The sequence below is a fragment of the Actinospineispora eucalypti genome (assembly GCF_039543365.1).
GTDB lineage: Bacteria > Actinomycetota > Actinomycetes > Mycobacteriales > Pseudonocardiaceae > Pseudonocardia > Pseudonocardia eucalypti.
This window is the reverse complement of sequence record NZ_BAABJP010000001.1, coordinates 632,369-652,148: the sequence shown is the minus strand read 5'-3', so window position 1 is coordinate 652,148 and position 19,780 is coordinate 632,369. Positions and strand designations below refer to the sequence as shown.

Sequence of the window (19,780 nt, the reverse complement as noted above, 5' to 3'; positions counted from 1 at the left end):
ATTCAGCCGATCCCGCCGCGCTGGTCGAAGCGGTCGGGGATGATCAGGTGGAGGACGAAGCCGACCACAGCGACCACGATCGCGCCCCAGAACGCCGCCCAGAACCCGTCCACGGTGAACGGCACGCCCAGCTGGTCGGCGATCCAGCCCACCAGCAGGAACAGCAGCGCGTTCACCACCAGCCCGATCAGGCCCAGGGTCAGTAGGTAGAAGGCGCAACCGACGGTCTTCACGATCGGTTTGATCACCGCGTTGACCAGGCCGAAGATCAGCGCGACCACGAGCAGCGTGAGGATCATGGCGGACGAGTCACCCCCGCCGACCGCCAGTCCGGGAACGATCATGGTGGCGATCCACAGCGCTACCGCCGTGACCACCACCTTGATCACGAATGCCAGTGCCATCAGTCGACCACCGCCTGGTAGACCAAGGTCCGCAGCTCGGACCGAATTGGATGGGTGCTGGACGGTAGCAGTTGGGTGAAGAACAGCGCGGTCAGCTCCTCGCGCGGGTCCACCCAGAACGCGGTGCTGGCCGCGCCGCCCCAGGCGAACTCCCCCTCGCTGCACAGGTTCCGCACCGCCGCCGCGTCCTTCACCACGGAGAAGCCCAGCCCGAAGCCCATCCCGGCCATCGGCGACTCGGCGAACAGCGGTCGGCCGAATTGCTCGAGATCCTGGTCGCCCGGCAGGTGGTTGCGCGCCATGTAGGCCAGCGTGCGGGAGCCGAGCACCCGGGTGCCGTTCAGTGCGCCGCCGCCCAGCAGCATCTGGGTGAACCGGTGGTAGTCGGCCGCGCTGGACACCAGGCCACCGCCACCGGAGAGGCACGACCGGGGCTTGAGCACGGCCGCGCCCATCGCGTCGTTGCGGCGCCGCTCACCGGTGCGCGGGTCCGGGGTGTACAGCGCGGCGGTGCGTTCCACGTCCGGGGTGACGAAGCCGGTGTCGGTCATGCCCAGCGGTTCGAAGATCCGCTCGGCGAAGAACTGGTCCAGCGACTGCCCGGAGACCACCTCGATCACCCGGCCGAGGACGTCGGTGGCCACCGAGTAGTTCCACTCCGAGCCGGGTTGGAAGACCAGCGGCAGCTTGGCCCAGGCCTCACAGCAGGCGGCCAGGTCCAGGCCCTTCGGGGTACCCCACTCGAAGCCGTTGGCCCGGTAGATCGCGTCCACCGGGTGGGTGTGGTGGAAGCCGTAGGTGAGCCCGGCGGTGTGGGTGAGCAGGTGCCAGACCCGGATGGGCTCGGTGGCCGGCACGGTCACCGGCTTCACCGCCGAACCCTTCACGTACACCCTCGGCTCGGCGAACTCGGGCAGGAAGCGGTGGATCGGGTCGGTCAGCTCCAGCCGGCCCTCCTCCACCAGGGTCATCGCGGCCACCGAGGTGACCGGCTTGCTCATCGAGTAGATCCGCCACAGCGTGTCGGCGGTGACCGGCAGCCCGGCCTCGGTGTCCCGCTGCCCGCCGAGGCCCAGGTAGGCGATCTGGCCCTGGCGGGCGACCACGGCGAGCCAGCCGGCCAGGCGGCCGTCGTCCACGTAGCGCGCGAAGTGTGTGTCGATGCGGGCCAGCCGCTCCGAGTCCAGGCCCACCTCGCCCGGATCGACCGCAGGCGTGAGTTCTGACATGGACCGGACGATACCGGCGATCGGGCGACCCGGCCGTGCGCCGCTGATGCCCGCGCGGTCCGCGCTGTGTCTCCCGCGCGCGCCGAACTGGGCGCGCGCTCGGCGAGCGCGGTCCGCGCTAGCATGCGGCCGTGGCCACCACCTGGATCGACCTGATCGGTTACGTCCGCGTCCGGTACGAGATCTTCCAGCAGTCCGAGAACGTCCTCCGGTTCCACCTCCCGACCACCGGGGACCGCACCCAGCGGGTGGCGGTGCACCACGTCCCCGCCGACGACTGGATCGTGATCGAGTCCGCGGTCGGCCGGGCGGACGACGTGGACCTGCGACGCCTGCTCGAGCTGGCCGGCGAGTCGAACATCGGCGGCATCGTGGTGGCGGAAGGCGTCGCGCTGCTGCGCCACGCGGCCAGCCTGGCCGATCTGTCCCTGGACGGGTTCGACCGGCCGTTCCGCCTGGTCACCGAGGCTGCGGACGCGCTGGAACACAGACTCACCGGCGCCGACCACTTCTGACCCGGGCGCCGACGCCGGCGGCGCAGTCGCCGACCGGCCCCGGGTCCGGCGCCGTCGCCGACTGGCCCCGGTCCGGCGCCGCCGCGGATTCTGACCGGCCCGCTCCCGGCGGCGCCGCCGCGGATCGGCCCCGGTCCCGCCACGGCGCCCGCCGACTCGGACCCGGTCTGATCCCGCCCCCGGACCTCTCTCCCGGGTTCTGGAAACTTCGGTTGCCGCTTCCGACATAGAAACGGCGTTACGTATGCCGGAAGCGGCAACCGCTATTCGTCGAGCCCGAGCTTCTCGTTGCGGTTGGGACATATGGGACCGGTGGGACGAGGGTCGAACGGTCCGGTCAGCCCGTCCGCGCGCCAGTGCGGGTGCCGACGCCGGCGGTCAAGGTGGCGGCGCACAGCAGGCCGGCCCCGACCGACCCGGCCAGGCTCAGGTGCTCGCCGAGAACCAGCACGCCCAGCACCGTGGCGGTGAGTGGCTCGAGTACCGCCACCACCGCCGCCGAGCTGGCCGGGACCCCGCGCAGCCCGGTGAAGTACAGCGAGTAGGCCACCGCCGTGGGCACCAGCGCCAGGAAGCACAGCAACCCGGCCGAGGCCACGCTCGGCGTGAACCCCAGGCCGGTCCAGGGCAGCGTCACCACGCCCAGCATGACCGCGCCCGAGGCGAAGCCGGCGCCGATGGTGGTCAGCTCGTCCAGCCCGGCGACCGGGCGTCGGCCGAGCAGGGTGAGCAGCGCGAACCCGGCGGCGGAGACCAGCGCCAGCAGGGTGCCGGCGAAAATCCCGCCCGCGCCACCCGGGCGACCACCCACCCCGGGCAGCCCCACCAGCAGCAGCAACCCGACCACGGCGAGCCCGATGGCCAGCAGCTGGCGCGGCCCGGGCAGCCGCCGGAGCCCGACCGCCTCGGCGGCGAGCACCAACACCGGCGCCGAACCCAGAGTGACCAGGGTGGCCACCCCCACCGAGGTGAGCGACACCGCCACGAAGTAACACGCCTGGTAGGACGCGGTAAGCAGGCCGACGGCCAGCACCCGCGTCGCGCCGGGCCGGCCGGCCGCGCGCAACGCGCCCAGCCGTCCGGTCAACGCCAGCAACAACATCACGGACAACCCGCCACCGGCCAGCCGCAGCGTCGCCACGGCCATCGGGTGCAGGTCGGCGAGCCGGCCGAACAGCGCGCCGGAAAGGCCGCCGGTGCCCCAGAGCACGCCGGCGGTGATCACGGAAAGAACAGAGGACATGAGAGTGCTCCCGCATGAAAGGGAAAGGGGGACCGCGTATGCGGGCGCACTCGAACAGCGCGAAGACGCGCGTCAGAAAGGGAAGCCGGTTCGCCCGCTCAGCGGGCGGGCGGCGGGGTGATCGGGAAACACCGATGCATGAACCGAACACTACCCGAGCCGGTCAATCGGATTCAGACTCATTACCTCTGAGGGAATCGCGCCCATTACCTCAGTCTGGCAACCTCATAGTCATGACCAACAACGACATGACCGACCTGGCCCAGCGCTACATCGACGTGTGGAACGAGACCGACGCGGACCAGCGCCGCGCGCTCATCGACCAGTTGTACACCGAGGACGCCGGCTACACCGACCCGCTGGCCGACGCCCGGGGCCGGGACGCCATCGACGCCACGATCGCCGCCGTGCAGCAACAGTTCGCCGGGCTGGAGTTCAGCCTGCCCGGGCCGGTGGACACACACCACGGGACCGCCCGGTTCCAGTGGCACCTCGGCGCGCCGGGTGCGGAGGAGCCGCTGGTGATCGGGTTCGACGTGGCGGTGACCGAGGCGGGCCGGCTGCACCGGGTGTACGGCTTCCTGGACAAGGTCCCCGCGGCTTCCTGAGGTCAGCCGCTGCGCATGCCGTCGTAGCGGCGCCGGAGCAGGTGGTCCTTGTTCATCGGGGTGGGCGATTCGTCCGGTTCGATGCCGGAGTCGATCGCCACCCCGTTGAGCACGCGGAACATCCGCACCAGGTGCGCGATGTACACCTCGTCCCGGTCGGTCGGGCGGGCGTCGCCGAGCGTCAGCGAGATGGTGCGCTCCAGGTAGTGCACCTCGTTGTGCAGCTCGGCGGCCAGCACGGCCTCCACCAGCCGGTGCCGGATCATCGCGGGCGGCTCGTGGCGCAGCTCCACCAGTTGCGCCTCGCTGAGCGGGAAGAGTCGCTCGTACCGGCGCAGATAGGCCAATTCCAACGCATAGCCGTGGCCGTACGTGCAATACTCACAGCCGTTGATAATCGATATCGTAGTGCAGATGAGGTGCGTGCGAACCGGACCGAAACGCGCGCGGGTCCGTTCGTAGCGGGCGATGTTCCAGCTCAGCCAGAGCACGGCCTTGATCGGGCCAAAGTGTGCCGCGGAGGAGGCCATCAGCCTGGCCTTATAACCCCAGCGGAACTTGGTGAACCACTCCAGGAACGCGACAGCCGCACGCCAGACAAGCGTGCTGGATGTCGCTTGGGAAACCATGCAGTGTCTCTTCCGATGACCGACCCGAACCGACCAAACAGAGTAGTCCCTTACTCCGTGCGATAAAAAGCATCCTCATTAGCTGGATCACTCAGCCTTCAGCATTTCGGATCTTGTCACTCGCCGCCCCCGCCAGTCGGCCGCTAGTGTTCCCACCCATGCGCTCCCTCGTCCTCGCGGTCGCGGTGCTCGCCGCCACCGGCTGCGCCACCACCCCGGCCAACCCCGCGAACGCCCGCGAACCGGGGCATGACGGGGCGATACAGCCGGTCACCGCCGAGCGGCTGGGCGCCAGCTGGCGGCCGGGATGCCCACTGGCGCCGGAGCGCCTGCGCCTGGTGCGCGTGCCGTACCTGGGCTTCGACGGCACCGAGCGGGTGGGCGAGCTCGTCGTGGCGGAAGAGGTGGCCGGTGAAATTGTGACGATCTTCGAACGGCTGCGCGCGGACCGATATCCGATCGAGCGCATGGAAACAGTGGACCATTACGGGGCGGACGACGACCGCTCCATGGCGGCCAACAACACCTCGGCATTCAACTGCCGGCCCAAGACCGGCGGCGGTGGTTGGTCCAACCATTCGTTCGGCCGGGCAATTGACATCAACCCGGTACAGAACCCGTACATCGGCCGCACCGGTTCGGTGCTGCCGCCGGCCGGCGAGCCGTTCAAGGACCGCAACCGCACCGACCGGGGAGTGATCCACGCCGGTGACCGGACGGTCGCCGCGTTCACCGACCACGGCTGGGGCTGGGGCGGCTCCTGGCAGAGCCCGATCGACTACCAGCACTTCGAGAAGCCTTAGTCCATTAATAGGCCGCCGTTCACGTCCAGCACCTCGCCGGTGATGAACGAGGCCTCGTGCGAGGCCAGGAAGCACACCGCGGCGGCCACCTCCTCGGGCCGGCCGAACCGGCCGAGCGGGACCAGCCCGCGCACCCGGGCCGCGTCGGCTTCCGCCATTCCGGCGACCAGCCCGGTGTCCACCGGCCCGGGGGCGACCGCGTTCACCGTGATCCCGGCCGGCGCCAGCTCGCGCGCGGCCGACTTGGTCAACGCCAGCAGGCCGCCCTTCGCGCTGGCGTAGGCGGCGGTGCCGAACAGGCCGCCGCCCTGCTTGCCGGCCACCGAGGCGATGTTCACGATCCGCCCGGTGCGCCCGACCATCACCGAGGCGGCGGCCTGGGTGGCCACCAGCGCGGCGTCCAGGTTCACCTCGTGTACCCGCCGCCACTCGTCTAGGTCCATGGCCAGCAGCGACGCGGTGTGCAGCAGGGCGGCGTTGTTCACCAGGATCAGCGGGTCGCCCTCGGCCAGCCCGGTGCGCACGGCCTTGCGCAGGGCGTCGTGGTCGGTGACGTCCAGCGGGATCGTCCGGTGCGGCGGCGGGATCGCCGCCGCCGCCAGCGCCTCGGCGTCCCGGTCCAGCAGCGTGGTCCGGGCGCCCTGCGCGGCCAGCCCCCGGGCCACGGCCAGGCCGATGCCCCGGGCCGCGCCGGTCACCACGGCGGCGGCCCCGGTCAGGTCAAACACGCGCGGCGCTGAGGCCGTCGGTGAAGTCGGCGTCCTTGGTCTCCCGCAGTGCCATCAGGCTGACTAGGCAGACCAGCGCGATGCCGATCAGGTACACCGACACCCAGGTGGTGGAGCCGGTCTTGGCCAGCAGGTCGGTGGCGACCAGCGGGCTGATCCCGCCGCCGACGATGCCGCTCGCGCTGTACGCGAACGATGCGCCGGAGTACCGGTAGCGCACCCGGAACAGCTCGGGCAGGTACGCCCCCATCGGCCCGTAGAGCAGCGCGAACACCAGCAGCCCGACCACCATCGCCACGCCCACCCCGATCGCCGAGCGGGTCTGGATCAGCGCGAACAGCGGGAACGCCCACAGCGCGGCCAGCACCGCCGCGCCCATGCACATGTAGCGCCGGCCGACCCGGTCGGAGATCTGCGCGAACCACAGCGTGGCCAGGCCCATCACCGCCGCCGCCACGATCGCGCCGGTGAGCATGGTCCCGCGCGGGATGTGCAGGTTCGTGGTCCCGTAGGACACGCAGAACGTGGTCACCGTGTAGAAGGTCGTGTGGGCCAGGATGAACGACAACGTGGCCAGCACCAGCACGCCCGGCTGGCGGCGCAGCAGCTCCACGAACGGCACCCGGTCGGGGGCCTTGGCGGCGGCCGCCGCCTGGAACACCGGCGTTTCGGCGATCTTCATCCGGATGTAGTAGCCGACCACCAGCAGCACGGCGGAGGCCAGGAACGGCACCCGCCAGCCCCACGACTCGAACGCCTCCTTGCTCATCCCGGCGTTCAGCGCGAGGAACATCGCGTTCCCCAGCACGAAGCCGACCGCCGGTCCGAGCTGCGGGAACGCCGAGTACAGCCCGCGCTTGCCCGGCGGGGCGTACTCGGTGGCCAGCAGCACCGCGCCGCCCCACTCCCCACCCAGCCCGATGCCCTGGCCGAACCGCAGCAGCACCAGCAGCAGCGGCGCCGCCACCCCGATGGAGGCGTACGGCGGCACCAACCCGATGGCCACCGTGGACAACCCCATCACCAGCAGCGACGCGATCAGCATCTGTTTGCGCCCGATCCGGTCACCGAAGTGGCCGAACAGGATCGCGCCCAGTGGCCGGGCGATGAACCCGACGGCGAACGTGGCCAGCGCGGCGAGTGTGCCGGCGGTGTCCGAGTAGGCCGGGAAGAACAACTTGCCGAACACCAGTACGGCCGCGGTGCCGTAGATGTAGAAGTCGTAGAACTCGATCGCGGTGCCGATGAAGCTGGCGACCGCGATCCGCCCGCGCGACGGCTGTTCGCTCATGCCCAGATCATCACCCAAGAGTGTCAGACATCGCCACGCCAGATTCCGCACCGCCGCGTTACGGCGTCCGCAATGCCAGCCTCGCCAGCCAGACGACGGTGAGGTTGATGGCCAGGATTACCACGGAGAGGGCGCCGACCAGTTGGAAGCGGGACTCGATGGCCAGTTGGTATAACAACACCGGGGCGACGGGGTTGGCGCCGGTGTAGAGGAACACGGATATGTCCAGCTCGCGGAAGAGCAGGACGAAGTTGAGCACTCCCACGGATAGCAGCGGGCCGCGCAGCAGGGGTACCAGCACCCGGCGGGCGGTTCCCACCCAGCCGGCGCCCAGCGAGCGGGCCGCCTCCTCGTGCTCGCGGTTGAGCTGCTCGAAGCCGGCGGCCAGGTAGGAGTACGACTGCGGCAGCACCCGGATCACGAAGGCCACCAGGATGATGCCCAGGGTGCCGCCCATCCACAGCGGGGAGCCGCTGTACGCGATGATCGCGGCGATGCCCAGCACCGCGCCGGGGAAGGCCAGCGGGGCCAGCATGGCCGGCGCGATCACCCGGCGGAGCCACCGGATCGAACCCCGCGCGGCCAGCCACCCGGCGACCAGCGCCAGCGCGACGGCCAGCAGCGCGCCCAGAGCGGAGATCCACAGACTGTTCCAGAAGGAGATCAGCACGCCCGGCTCGGCTAACAGCAGGCGGTAGTTGTCGAGGAGCACCAGGTTCTCCGGGCGCAGCGGCAACCCGACCGCCCGGCGGAACGAGGTCAGCAGCAGCACCCCGAACGGCAGGACCACGCTGAGCAGCATCACGGCAGCGCCGAACAGAAACGCCGGCCAGCGCCACACCCCCAGCCGCCAGCGACGCGGCCGCAAAGGCTTGCCGGCCCCGGTGACGAACCGCCGGCGGCCCAGGACCCGGTGCTGCGCGGCCAGTATCGCGCCGAGCAGCACGATCACCGGCAACCCCAGCACCGCCGCCAGCTCGATGCGCGGCGGGAAGGCCATCATGCGCAGCAGCGCGCTCGGGATGGTCTCGTAGCCGACCGGCCCGCCGAGCAGCGCGATCGGGCCGAAGATGGCGAACGCACTGATGAACACCAACATCGCGCCGGCCAGCACGGTCGGCGTGATCAGCGGCAGGGTGACCGAGCGGAGCACCCGCCGGCGGGACGCGCCGAGCGACGCGGCGGCCTCCTCCAGGCGGGCGTCCATGTTGTCCAGCGCGTCCGACACCGGCAGGAAGATCAGCGGGTAGAGGAACAGCACCAGCACCAGCACGATCCCGCCGGGGCCGTAGATGTTCAGCCGGGGCAACCCCAGCGGGCCGAGCAGGTACTCGTTGAGCAACCCGCCGCGCGGGCCGAGCAGCAGGATCCAGCCCAGGGCCGCGATGAAGCTGGGCGCGGCGAAGGTGAGCACCGCGACCGACCGGAAGAACTCGCGTCCTGGCAGGTCGGTCCGGCTGACCAGGAGGGCGAACGGCACCGCCAGCAACAGCGCCCCCGCCGTGCTGCCCAGCCCGATCACCAGCGAGTGCCAGGCCGCCAGGGCCACCCCGTCCTCGACCAGCGCGGCGGCGTAGTTGCCGAGCCCCAGCCCGGCTCGACCGGGCACCCGCAGGCTGCGCCAGACCAGGCCGGCCACCGGCAGCACGACCAGCAGAAACACCGCCGCCGCCCACAGCCAGGGCAGCGCCCTCTCCGCGCGCCAGCGCGGCCAGGCCATCGGCCCGGCCTCGCGCGAACGCGGCCGGATCATCCGCCTACGTTGGCCTTGAACGCACGCACCAGCTCGGCCTTCTGCGCCTTGACCTGGTCCGCCGGGATCATCACCAGCCGGTCGGCGGCCAGCTGCTCGGCGCCCTGCGGCGGCGGCACGGTGCCGAGCACGGACCGGGAACCCTGGCCGGCCTGTTCCCGCTGCAGATCCTCGGACAGCTGGTAGCGCACCAGCAGCCGGGCCGCCGCCGGGTGTTTCGCCTGGGCCAGCCCGGCCGCGAAGGACGGCAGCGCACCGATCCGGCCCTCCGGGTAGGCCACCGCCAGCGGTTCGCCGTGCCGGCGGGCGTTGGCCACCTCCGACTCGATCGCCGGCAGCCCGAAGTCCGCCTCACCGGTGGCCAGCATCTGGGTGAGCGCCAGCGCGGAGCTGGCCACCAGCGACCGGCGCCCCTTCAACGCCGGCAGGAAACCCGGGTCGATCTGCTGCATGCACGCCAGATAGGTGAGCGCGGCCCCGGACGTGCCGGGGTCCGAGACGGCGAACGTGCTCGGCCGCGCGGCCAGGTCGGCCCAGGTCTTCGGCGCGGACGCCTCGGAGATCCGGCTGGTGTTGTAGGAGTAGCCCAGTGCGCTCCAGGTGAACGGCAGGTACCTCGGCGCCGGCGAGCTGTTCACCAGCCCGCTGAGGATCTGCACCCGGTTCGGCACGGCCGGATCGGCCAGCGCCTTCGCGGCGTCCCAGGCGCGCAGCGTGGACTCGTCGTTCAGGCTGATCACGTCGAAGTCCACCGCCCCGGCGGTCAGCTGCGCCTGGGTCTTGCGCGCGATGTCCCCCGAGGTCTCCCGGATGAACTTGACCGGGATGCCGTACTTGCGCTGGAAGCCGTCGGCGAGCAGCTGGGCCTGCTCGCGGGTGTGCCCGCCGGCGCCGAGCACCACCTGGCCCTCCTTCTTGGCCTGGGCCACCAGTGCGGCCTCGTCGGTGGGCAACTCGGCCGGCGCCGGGTTCTCCGGCGGCGGGGCGCACGCGGTGAGCGCGACGAGCAGCCCGGTGGCGAGCGCGGCTGCGAGGCGGGCACTAGGCATGGTCGGTGGTGTCCTCGTCGACTAGTAGGGAACTGGCTCCGTCGCGCACCTCGAACGCCACCCGGGAACCCCTCGGGTGGCGCGGCGCGGCGTGTCCGGCGACCACCCGCAGCGGGTCGGCCAGCCCGGGCACGTCGATCAGGTAGTGCATCTCGTCGCCGTGGAACACCGCGTCCCGCACGGTCCCGGAGCGCGCCGAGGGGCCGTCGCCGTCGGCCGCTGTGAGCCGGATGTCCGGCGGGCGGACGCACAACGTCCCCCTCGGGCCGGGCAGGAAGTTGGCCGGTCCCATGGCCAGCGCGACGAACTCGTTGCGCGGCCGCCGGTAGAGCGCCTCGGGGGTGCCGACCTGTTGCACCCGGCCCCGCGCGAGCACCACGACCCGATCGGCCAGGGTGAGCGCCTCGGTCCGGTCGTGGGTTATGTAGATCATCGTGGTGGCCAGCTCGCGCTGCAGCCGGCGGATCTCCAGCCGCATCTCCTCGCGCAGGCTGGCGTCCAGGTTGGACAGCGGCTCGTCCAGCAGCAGCACCCGGGGACGGGTGACCAGTGCGCGGGCCAGCGCCACCCGCTGCTGCTGCCCACCGGACAGCTCGTGCGGGTAACGCGGCCCGTACCCGCCCAACCTCACCCGGGCCAGCGCCTCCTCGACGCGCGTGGACCGCTCGGCCCGCGCGACCGGGCGGCGGGTGGTGAGGCCGAAGCCGACGTTCTCGGCCACCGTCATGTGCGGCCACAGCGCGTAGCTCTGGAACACCACGCCGACCTCGCGCCGCTCGGCCGGCACGTGCACGCCCGGCCCGGCGACCAGCTCGCCGTCGATGCCGATCTCCCCGCGCGAGGGCCGTTCGAACCCGGCGACCAGGCGCAACGTGGTCGTCTTCCCGCAGCCGCTCGGGCCGAGCAGCACCACCGCCTCGCCGGCGGCCACCTCCAGGTCCAGGCCCGCGACAGCGGTGACCGCGCCGAAGTCCTTCCCCACCCCGGCAAAGGTCAGCGCTGACATGCACTTACCTTAGGGCTCTCAGAGTTTGCCGTGGTCCCAGCTGCGGATTCGAGTTGGCTTGAACACCAGCAGCACCCGCTTGGCCGCCTGCTTGCGCACCTGCTCGGGGATCTGGTCGGGGCTCACCGCGTCCGGCGAGATGCCCAGGTACTTGGCGCCGATCCGGGCGCCGGCCAGCTGCTTCCGTTCCAGGTCGTCGACGATCTCCACCGAGCAGTCCAGGCTGGCCCCGCGCAGCTCGTTGTAGGCGGTGCCGGCTTCGACCATCAGCGTGGCGCGCGGGTCGCGGCGCACGTTCTCCGCCTTCTGGCTGCTGCCGTAGGTCCACATCAGTACGTTGTCGCCATCCCGCAGCGCCCACATCGCGGCCAGGTGCGGCAGTCCGTCGGGGCCGATGGTGGCGAGCATGACGGTGCGGGGTTCGTCGAGCAGCTGGTGCAGCTCCTCCGTGCTCAGGACTGCTTTCGCGCGCTGGTTGGCCATGCGGTGCAGCCTCTCAGAGAATCTGCCGGGCCGCCGATCGACCGGGCCAGCCGTGCAGCGTGCCCATCGGGTGGCTGCCCGCGCCGGCCAGCAGCAGCCCGTCCACCGGGGTCCGGTAGCCGGCCAGCGAGGGCACCGGCCGCCACGGGCCGAACTGCGCCAGGCTCATGTCCGCGTGGAACAGGTGGCCCTTGTGCAGCCCGGAGATCCGCTCCAGGTCGGCCGGGCTGGTGGCGTGCGCGCCGATCACGTTCCCGGTGAGACCGGGGGCGTACTCCTCGATGATGTTCAGGCACCGGTCCAGGTGCTTGTCCTTCTCGGTCTCCCAGGTGGAACCGGCCAGCTCATAGGGCACCGCGGGGAGGAACACGTACAGCGCCTCACCTGGTGCACCGTCGGGGACCAGCGTGCGGTCCAGCGCGGACGGCACCGCCAGCCAGAGCGGCACCTCCTCGGTCAGCTCGCCGCGCAGCCCGGCGGCGGTGGACCGGCGCACGTACTCCAGGCTGGGCGCCATCAGCATCACCCCGGGCAGCAGCTCCGCCTCCCGGCTGTGCCGGGGCAGCCGCACCGGCCCGTTCACCGCCACGTCCCCCTTGAACGCGGAGATGTTGTTGCGCAGCATGCCCAGACCCCGCAGCTCGCGGTAGGTGCGCTCGGGCAGCGCCCCGTCCGGCAGCAGCCGGTGGCACATCGTCCACGGGTCCAGGGTGCACAGCACGTGATCCGCGGTGATCACCTCACCGGTGGCCAGGCGCACCCCGGTGGCCCGGCCGTTCCGCAGCTCGATCCCCTCGACGGTGGTGCCGGTGCGGATCGCCGCCCCGTGCCGCCGCGCGGAAGCGGCCAGCGCGCCCGTGAACGCGCCGATGCCGCCGACCGGCCGGCGCACGCCGAACTCGTGCTGCAGCGCCATCATCGCCATGATGATCCCGGTGCCCGGTTCGTCCAGCGAGCACATGGTGGCCACCGCGAAGTTGGCCATGGCCGCCCGCACCTGGCGGCTCTCGAACCACTCCTCGATGATCGCGCCGGGCGAGCTGACCAGCATCCGCGCCGCCCGGGCCAGGTTCCGCCGCCGCCGCACCGCGCCGCCCAGAATCCGCACCGCGTCGGCCGGGCGGACCCGGGTCGGGTGCCCGCGCAGGTACGGCGCGGCGGTCAGCCACAGGTCGCGCAGCACCGCGTTGAACTCCGGGTAGGCGCGCGCATCGGCCGGGGAGAAACGGCGGATCTCCTCGGCGGTGCGGTCCACGCTGCGCCAGAACGCGAACGACCCGCCGTCCGGGTCCAGGTAGCTGTAGAACGGGTCCGGCCGGACCCAGCGCAGGCCCTCCCGGGCCAGGTCCAGCTCGTCGTCGACGGTGGGCGGGATGTTGCCCAGCACGAAGTCGGCGGCGTACGTGTTCATCAGGTAGCCCGGCGCCTCGGGCACCGTCGCCTCGGTGGTGGCGAACCCCCCGACGATCTCCCGCCGCTCCAGGACGAGTACCCGTTTCCGCCCTCTGACCAGGTAGTTCGCCGCGGAAAGCCCGTTGTGGCCGGCCCCGATAACCACTACGTCGACGTGTTCGCTCACCCCATTATCCTAACACTGTTGTATTAAATAATCGTTGGTGTCTAGACTACCGAGGGCTAGACAAATACGGTAAGGTGCTGTGAAGTCACCACACACTAGCTAGATCCCTCGTTCAGCGGATGGACGCGCGGATTCCATAGAATATAGAATTTAGGGATCCTGCCGGAGGGACCTCAGCCATGGCACTGTTGCCCTGGAACACGCAGCGCGAGTCGGGCGCGGAGCACTTCCAGGCTGTCTCCGCGCTCACCCACATCCACCAGCTGGTGGCCAACGAGCTGACCCGGGTGCTGCGTCCGCACGGCCTGACCCAGACCGCGTTCCAGCTGATGGCGACCCTGTTGATCTCGCCCGACCAGCGGCGTCCGCTGGGCCAGCTTTCCCGCGCGCTACTGGTGCACAAGACCACCGTCGCGCTGGCCATCGAGCAGCTGCAGGAGCGCGGCCTGGTGATCCGCCAGCCCCACCCGACCGACCGGCGCACCGTGCTGGCCACGCTCACCGAGGAGGGCCGGCAGCTGGTGACCAGGGCCGGCAACGACCTGGCCGCCACCCGGTTCGGCCTGGACGGCGTGACCGACCCGGTCGCCCGCCAGCTCACCGACGTGCTCGACCAGGTCAGCCAGCAGATGTACCACCGCGCCGAACTCCCCTTCGCCTCCGCCCGCTAGTGTCTCCCGCGCGCGCCGAACTGGGCGCGCGCTCGGCGAGCGCGTTCCGCGCTAGCTCGAGCTGCCCGAGGCGCCGAACAGGGCCGTCCTGGCCAGCGGGGAGCCCAGCATCGCTTCCCCGTCGTGGTCGACCCCGGGCACGACGACGAACTTGTGCGGTGCGCCGGGCTTGAGCGCCTTGAAGTGGTTGACGAAGTTCTGACCCCGCACCATCCGGTTGGCGCCCTGCAGCATCGCGCCGCAGTCGGTGTCCAGGTCCCCGTTGTCCACCGTGTCCGCGCCGCCGGTGAACACCGTGACCTGGCGGGAGGCGTACTGGGCCATCGCGGCCGATGCGGACAGCTGAGCCGGGTAGCTCTGCCGGCCGTCCAGGCCGTACTTGTACTGGTTGTACTCCTGGCAGCTCGAGCCGGACGGCACCGAGAACGCGCCGTTCTTCCCCGGACGGGCCGCGTCGAAGTACACATAGGACGACGGGTTCATCACGGCGAAGTTGAAGTCCACCCAGTTCAGCACGTTCGGTGCCTTGCCGAACGCGGCATAGCGCTGGGTGAACTGGCCGCCGGCGGAGTGCCCGGTCAGCGTGATGTGGGTGAGCTTGGGGAAGCGCTTCTTGTCGGCCAGCGTAGCCATGATGTTGTCCATCGCGGTGAAGCTGGACACCCCGCCGGAGGACTGCGCCGGGTAGCCCTGCTTCCAGGCGTCGTTGGTCCAGCTCGCCTCGCCGGAGGAGACCTTGTCGTCCTTGTCGCCCTTGAACCACGGCGAGACGACCATGGTGCGGTCGCCGACGCCGGCCGTCTTGGCGGCGGCCAGCGCGCGCTGGTAGTAGGCCTCGGCGTTGCGGCCGGTGCCGTGCACCACCACGACGGCCCGGGTCACCGCCGGGGCGCCGGCCATCGGGAAGTTGTCGTACACGGTCAGGGTGCCGCCGGCGGGCAGGGTCAGCTTGTCCGCGTTGCCGCTGCGCTGCCCGGTCCGGGCCAGCATGCCCGCCGGCGGGGTTCCGGTGCGGGGCGTCGGCGCGGCCGCCTGCGGGGCCGGAGCCTGCGCCGCGGGCGGCTTCAGCGGGTCGGCCGGCGCCGGGGCCGGAGCGGCCGGGGCGGCCGGCGCGGGAGCGGGAGCTGCCTGCTCCTCGCTGGCCGGACGGCTCTGGAAGGCCACGATGCCGCCGTAACCGAGCAGTACCGCTACCACGACGGCCAACGCGGTCAGCGCGATACGCCGCCAGCCGGGCTCCTTGGCCTCGACGGCCGTCCGGCGCCGGCGGCCGGGCTTGGCATGCCGACCGGCCGCTCCCGGCGTCCACTCCGCCCTCGGCGCCGGAACGGACCGGGAGGCGGTAGGCGGGGTCGGGGCGGCCCCGCGCGTCCCGGCCGCGGACTTCCGTGCCTCGGTGGCCGGTCCCCAGGTCTCGGTGGCCGGGCCGCTACCGGCGCGCTGCTGGCTGCTCCGGTACACCGGGTGGCTGAACAGCTCCGGTTCCACGTCCGGCGACTGCCGGGGGGCTGGCACCGAGGGCACCCCGGGGAGAGCGGGCGGCCCGCCGGCGGCGGCACCCTGTTCCATGGGCTCGGCAAGCAGGTCGGCGTCGGCGGATTCCCGGCGGCGCGCCAGATCGGCGTTGTGGGCAGGCACGGATGGCAACCCTCTCGGGGCGGGTCGGCGGCAGGGCTTCGGCCCGTTCGATGGGGAGCGCGCGGGCCGCGGGCGCCTCGGGAGCTCGGGCGAGGGCGGCGGAAAATTTCCCCGCGCCGGACCGCATCCAAACCCCGTTGGCGTCGTTGACGTTATGAGGGAGCGTTCTGCGGCGGGCAAAATGAGAGGCCTTCTGCGCCCACCGACCAACGTGGTGCGATGAACGCACCCCGGCTTAGGCCGTTCGGCCTAGTGTCTCGCGATTCCGCTGTCCTGACTGGGCGGCACTCGCCAACCATGTCGAAGCCCGAGACTCCGAAGCACGTCGAGCACGCTATGGCTCTGCGTGGAAATATGCGACACCACCCTGCCCGGGAGGGGTTCGGGCCAGTGACCCTTGTGGGCTGTGCTTGGTCCTTGTTCGGGCCCGAATGCGCAGCGGGCGGTCCTGCGGTACGTCGAGACTTGGCCGAGGGCTGCGTCTCGAAGGCCGATGAAACCTGAGCGGCGTCTCGGCGAACGGGGCAGTGGAATCACACTCAGCCGGTCGGTCAGGGCGGCCGCCGCCTGCCTGGCAGGGCGTCGCATATTTCCACGCAGAGCCATAGCGTGCTCAATGCGCTCCAGGGGTCTCCGGTCTCGACCTGGACGCGGCCACGCGCCGCCAGGCCGATTTCCGGGGATCCAGCCCAGCGAGCGATGGTCCGCCTGGACGCACCGCTCGCCGCCGGTCACTTGCAGTAGGAGACGTCCTCGTGGTCCCGCCGGCCGGGGATGAAGGTCTCCATCATTTCGCCGGGGAAGCGCTCGGTCACCTGCCGGACCTCGTCCCAGTCGTGCACCACGGTGCGGTGCACGATCTTCCACTCCCCGTCCCAGCACTCGAACCGGTCGACGTACCGGCCGGCAAAGACGTGGTTCCAGCGTTTGCCCGCCTCGTCCACCTGGAGGTGGTAAGCGATGAAGTAGGTTTCCACGCCGGCCAGCGAACCGTCGTTGTCGGAGAACTCGATGTGCGAGTTGCCCAGGAAGTGCATGGTGGTCTCGTAGGCCTGGCGCAGCATCGGCACGACCCACGAGGCGAACGCGTAGCCGTCACCCTGGTAAACGCCGTGGTTGTCGTAGGACGGGTTGTGGTACGCGGAGCGGACCAGATCCTCGTCCAGCCGGTCGATGCCCCGGCAGTAGCGGGCCAGCGCCGCGCGGATTTCCCGCTCGGCGAGCAGCACGGCGATCTGTTGGCTCATCCCGGCCATCTCGCCGGTGGTTGCCTCTTCGGTGAGCTCAGTCATTCGTCCAGTGCCTCGAAACAGTCCAGGTCAACGATCATGTTTGCCTGCCGTTCCAGGATTTTCAGGCAGACGTCGTCGGGCTGCATTTGGGGCTGTAGCTTGCCATACCCGATCGTGTAGAGCCAGAACGCAAATCCGTGGAAGGCCTGCTGACGGTAGGTGCGCCAGGCTTCGTCGAAGGTGAGCTTAGGGCCACCCGCCTCGGCCAGATGTTCCAGGTACCGCTCCAGCAACTCGCGCTCCCAGGCCCGCCGGTCCCCCACGGTGAGGCCGGCGGAGAGCGCGTACGCCACGTCCAGCGCCCAGATGCCCTGGGCCATGCACTGCCAGTCGTAGAGGCCCATCACGCCGTCCGGGCGGATGTACCAGTTGCGCGCGTGCACGTCCTGGTGCAGCAGCGTCCTGGGTGCCCGCTGGTGCATCTCCAGCGAGCGCATCACCGCCGGCCAGACCTCGGCCCGGCGCCGCCGGCACGCGGACGGGATGACGTCGACCGCCCGGTCGAAGCCCACCAGGGACCGGCCGGGGAAATTGATCATGTGGTTCAGGTCCACCTGCCAGCGCAGCACCGGCTTGATGGTGCGCAGCTCGCCGCCGAGCCGGGGGCTTTCGTACATCGCGCCGTGCAGCGTGCCGAGCAGCTCGACCATGCTTTCCGCGTTCTTCCGGTCCAGCACGTGCTTGGTCGGGTCGCCGAAGGTGACCCCCTTGCTGGTGGCCACGTCCTCCATCAGGAACATCGACCGGCCGGCCGCCGGATGCAGCGCCATGTGGTAGCCGACCGGCGCCTCGATGTCCAGGCCCGGCCGCACCGCGTCGTAGAACAGCTTCTCCCCGACCAGCGCGGAGGCCGGCACGGTGATCAGCCGGGACAACAGCCTCGGCGTGGACTTGGTGTACACCGAGGTGGGCAGCCCGGCCGCCGTGCCGGCCGCGTTGTACTCGATGCGCAGCCCGCGCCGGGAGGTGGAGCCGTCGCTGCCGCTTACCGCCGTCGCGCCGAGCACCCGGGCGCCGGGGACGTCCCGGCACAGCGCGGCGGTCAGCCACTCCGGGGTGAGCGCGTCGACCGAGCGCGGCACCTCGTCCAGCGAGGTTGGCCGGGAGTTGCGCGCCTTCTCCACCAGCACGTGGCCGGCCACGCGAGCGATCGCGCCGGCGGCCTGGGCCTTCTTCGCCAGCGCCTCGACCATCAGGGAGCCGCCAGCTCCGGCACCGCCGCGTCGCCGGCCTTCGGTGCCGGCTGCTCGCCGCGCAGGCCGAACAGCTTTCCGTTGTGGTTCATCTGGTAGACGACATAGGTGAGCGCGATGCCGCCGGCCGCGCTGATCACGGCCAGGCCGAGGTACAGCGGGGTGAGGAAGATGTGCGGCAGCAGCGTGCACACCGCGACGAAGTAGCACACCGCCATCACCGTGTAGGCGGCCATCTGCACGGCGGTGTAGCCGCGCGCGTGCTGGCGCTTCATCAGGTGGGAGACCACCAGCGGTGGGAAGCTGACGATCGTCATGCCGAAGATGAACAGGTACAGCGGGTCGCCCAGCGCACCCTTCACGTTCTCCCACATGATGGCGAAGCAGACCACGCCGACCAGCACCAACGCGGTGAAGCCCTTCCGGCCGCCGCCCGGCCAGAGCTCGGCCGGCCCGAACCGGACGGCCCGGATCAGGAACAGGATCTCGAAGCTGACCGTGAACACCAGGGCGATCCACCAGAACTTGGTGAACCAGTGGTCGTAGTAGTTGAACCAGGTGTCGAACCGGTACACCACCGAGGTGTCGTGGGCGAACCAGAAGAACGTGCACCACAGCGGGATGTTGATGATCCGCTCACGCAGGGAGACCCGGTAGGCGTCGATGAACCAGACGTAGTTGGCGATCATCGCGCAGCCGCACAACGCCAGGAACAACCAGGGTGTCCGGTTGACCGTGTCCAGTACCTGCCAAGCGTCGTACATGCTTGCCTCCCCGAACGGCTCCGGTCGTGAGTAAGTACGCACTCCATAGCTTAGACTCGGCTCGCCGAGCACACCAGACCCTACTTAGCGGGCCCGCACTATCGAAGGAGTCTCTCGATGACCGGTGAGCTGAGCTACGCCAAGGGCGCGGCGGTGATCGGGGGCGGCAGCGGCGGGTTGGGCGCCGCCGTCGCGGTCCGGCTGGCCGGCGCCGGCGTGCCGGTGGTGGTGACGTACCACAGCAACGCGGACCGGGCCCGGGAGCTGTGCGACCAGGTTTCCGCCGGCGGGGGCGACTGCACGGCCGTCCGGTGCGACCTGACCGACCCGGACGCGGTCGACGAACTGCTGGCCGACGCCGGCCGGCGGCACGGCCGGGTCGCCCAGGTGGTCTACGCCGCCGGGCCGTCGTTCGGCTTCCACTTCATCGGGCAGATCCCCAACGAGGAATGGCACCGGGTGGTGCACACCGACGTGCACGGCGCGTTCCACCTGACGCAGAGCGCGGTGCGCACGTTCAAGGAGCAGGGCGACGGCGGCAACCTGGTCGCCCTGATCACCAGCGCCACCGGGCGGGTGGCCCCGGCCGACATCCTGTCCGCCGGCCCCAAGGCGGCGATCGAGACGCTGGTGAAGGGCGTGGCCCGGGAGTGCGGCCGGTTCGGCATCCGGGCCAACTGCGTCGGCCCCGGCTGGATCGACTCCGGGCTGGGCGCCTCGGTGTGGCAGACCGAGGTGACCGAGGCGCAGCGGCGGAAGATCCTCAACGAGATGATCCCGCTGCGCCGGCTCGGCGCGGCCGAGGACGTCGCCTGGGCGGTCGCGTTCCTGTGCTCCGAGCAGGCCGCGTTCATCACCGGGCAGACGCTCGCGGTGGACGGCGGCGCCCAGGTGTGAACTGT

Annotated in this window: 20 protein-coding genes; 5 read left to right on the top strand and 15 right to left on the bottom strand. The window is 70.9% G+C overall.

Annotation, left to right across the window (positions count from 1 at the left end):
- Nucleotides 1-2: 2 nt before the first annotated feature.
- Nucleotides 3-404 carry a phage holin family protein gene (locus ABEB12_RS03110; protein WP_345702503.1) on the bottom strand — a complete coding sequence of 134 codons (402 nt, stop codon included), beginning with the start codon at nt 402-404 and terminating at the stop codon, nt 3-5.
- A complete protein-coding gene (locus tag ABEB12_RS03105; protein ID WP_185058854.1) occupies nt 404-1,633 on the bottom strand; it encodes a serine hydrolase in 1,230 nt (409 codons plus the stop codon). The genes ABEB12_RS03110 and ABEB12_RS03105 overlap by 1 nt, the downstream gene beginning before the upstream one ends.
- A 131-nt stretch (nt 1,634-1,764) precedes the next feature.
- Here ABEB12_RS03105 and ABEB12_RS03100 point away from each other — a divergent pair, with 131 nt between their 5' ends.
- Nucleotides 1,765-2,148, top strand: coding sequence for a hypothetical protein (locus ABEB12_RS03100; protein ID WP_185058853.1), 384 nt, complete (start codon nt 1,765-1,767; stop codon nt 2,146-2,148).
- Nucleotides 2,149-2,485: 337 nt separating this feature from the next.
- Here the strand turns inward: ABEB12_RS03100 and ABEB12_RS03095 are convergent, their stop codons facing one another.
- Nucleotides 2,486-3,391, bottom strand: coding sequence for an EamA family transporter (locus ABEB12_RS03095; RefSeq protein WP_185058852.1), 906 nt, complete (start codon nt 3,389-3,391; stop codon nt 2,486-2,488).
- A 233-nt stretch (nt 3,392-3,624) separates the two neighbouring features.
- On the opposite strand from ABEB12_RS03095, the gene ABEB12_RS03090 reads away from it, so the two are divergent.
- A complete protein-coding gene (locus tag ABEB12_RS03090; protein WP_221497539.1) occupies nt 3,625-3,999 on the top strand; it encodes a nuclear transport factor 2 family protein in 375 nt (124 codons plus the stop codon).
- Nucleotides 4,000-4,001: 2 nt separating this feature from the next.
- On the opposite strand, the gene ABEB12_RS03085 is transcribed toward ABEB12_RS03090, so the two are convergent.
- Nucleotides 4,002-4,628, bottom strand: coding sequence for a hypothetical protein (locus ABEB12_RS03085; protein WP_185058851.1), 627 nt, complete (start codon nt 4,626-4,628; stop codon nt 4,002-4,004).
- 158 nt (nt 4,629-4,786) lie between these two features.
- On the opposite strand from ABEB12_RS03085, the gene ABEB12_RS03080 reads away from it, so the two are divergent.
- Entirely contained in the window at nt 4,787-5,431 is a 645-nt protein-coding gene (locus ABEB12_RS03080) for a M15 family metallopeptidase (RefSeq protein ID WP_185058850.1), read from the top strand.
- Here ABEB12_RS03080 and ABEB12_RS03075 read toward each other — a convergent pair.
- From ABEB12_RS03075 to ABEB12_RS03045, 7 genes are read right to left on the bottom strand one after another with little or no spacing between them, the layout of a single operon-like run.
- Nucleotides 5,428-6,159, bottom strand: coding sequence for an SDR family oxidoreductase (locus tag ABEB12_RS03075; RefSeq protein ID WP_185058849.1), 732 nt, complete (start codon nt 6,157-6,159; stop codon nt 5,428-5,430). The genes ABEB12_RS03080 and ABEB12_RS03075 overlap by 4 nt on opposite strands.
- On the bottom strand, nt 6,152-7,450 hold the full coding sequence (locus ABEB12_RS03070) for an MFS transporter (RefSeq protein WP_185058848.1): 1,299 nt from the start codon (nt 7,448-7,450) through the stop codon (nt 6,152-6,154). Before ABEB12_RS03070 ends, ABEB12_RS03075 begins: the two co-directional genes overlap by 8 nt.
- Nucleotides 7,451-7,508: 58 nt before the next feature.
- Entirely contained in the window at nt 7,509-9,203 is a 1,695-nt protein-coding gene (locus tag ABEB12_RS03065) for an ABC transporter permease subunit (protein ID WP_185058847.1), read from the bottom strand.
- On the bottom strand, nt 9,200-10,252 hold the full coding sequence (locus ABEB12_RS03060) for an extracellular solute-binding protein (RefSeq protein ID WP_185058845.1): 1,053 nt from the start codon (nt 10,250-10,252) through the stop codon (nt 9,200-9,202). Before ABEB12_RS03060 ends, ABEB12_RS03065 begins: the two co-directional genes overlap by 4 nt.
- Entirely contained in the window at nt 10,245-11,258 is a 1,014-nt protein-coding gene (locus ABEB12_RS03055) for an ATP-binding cassette domain-containing protein (protein WP_185058844.1), read from the bottom strand. The genes ABEB12_RS03060 and ABEB12_RS03055 overlap by 8 nt, the downstream gene beginning before the upstream one ends.
- Nucleotides 11,259-11,276: 18 nt before the next feature.
- Nucleotides 11,277-11,741: a TIGR03618 family F420-dependent PPOX class oxidoreductase gene (locus ABEB12_RS03050; protein ID WP_185058843.1), complete on the bottom strand. Its 465-nt coding sequence runs from the start codon at nt 11,739-11,741 to the stop codon at nt 11,277-11,279.
- A gap of 13 nt (nt 11,742-11,754) precedes the next feature.
- Nucleotides 11,755-13,320: an FAD-dependent oxidoreductase gene (locus tag ABEB12_RS03045; protein ID WP_185058842.1), complete on the bottom strand. Its 1,566-nt coding sequence runs from the start codon at nt 13,318-13,320 to the stop codon at nt 11,755-11,757.
- A gap of 179 nt (nt 13,321-13,499) precedes the next feature.
- On the opposite strand from ABEB12_RS03045, the gene ABEB12_RS03040 reads away from it, so the two are divergent.
- Entirely contained in the window at nt 13,500-13,991 is a 492-nt protein-coding gene (locus ABEB12_RS03040) for a MarR family transcriptional regulator (protein WP_185058841.1), read from the top strand.
- 51 nt (nt 13,992-14,042) lie between these two features.
- Here ABEB12_RS03040 and ABEB12_RS03035 read toward each other — a convergent pair whose 3' ends face one another.
- The 4 genes from ABEB12_RS03035 to ABEB12_RS03020 form a co-directional block, all read right to left on the bottom strand.
- Nucleotides 14,043-15,629: an alpha/beta fold hydrolase gene (locus tag ABEB12_RS03035; protein WP_185058840.1), complete on the bottom strand. Its 1,587-nt coding sequence runs from the start codon at nt 15,627-15,629 to the stop codon at nt 14,043-14,045.
- A 731-nt stretch (nt 15,630-16,360) separates the two neighbouring features.
- Nucleotides 16,361-16,921 carry a nuclear transport factor 2 family protein gene (locus ABEB12_RS03030; protein WP_185058839.1) on the bottom strand — a complete coding sequence of 187 codons (561 nt, stop codon included), beginning with the start codon at nt 16,919-16,921 and terminating at the stop codon, nt 16,361-16,363.
- Complete coding sequence (locus tag ABEB12_RS03025; protein ID WP_185058838.1) at nt 16,918-18,114, bottom strand: phosphotransferase; 1,197 nt, start codon at nt 18,112-18,114, stop codon at nt 16,918-16,920. The genes ABEB12_RS03030 and ABEB12_RS03025 overlap by 4 nt, the downstream gene beginning before the upstream one ends.
- Complete coding sequence (locus tag ABEB12_RS03020) at nt 18,114-18,878, bottom strand: hypothetical protein (RefSeq protein WP_185058837.1); 765 nt, start codon at nt 18,876-18,878, stop codon at nt 18,114-18,116. Before ABEB12_RS03020 ends, ABEB12_RS03025 begins: the two co-directional genes overlap by 1 nt.
- Nucleotides 18,879-18,995: 117 nt before the next feature.
- Between ABEB12_RS03020 and ABEB12_RS03015 the strand changes: the two genes are divergently transcribed.
- Nucleotides 18,996-19,775 carry an SDR family oxidoreductase gene (locus ABEB12_RS03015; protein WP_185058836.1) on the top strand — a complete coding sequence of 260 codons (780 nt, stop codon included), beginning with the start codon at nt 18,996-18,998 and terminating at the stop codon, nt 19,773-19,775.
- Nucleotides 19,776-19,780 lie beyond the last annotated feature (5 nt).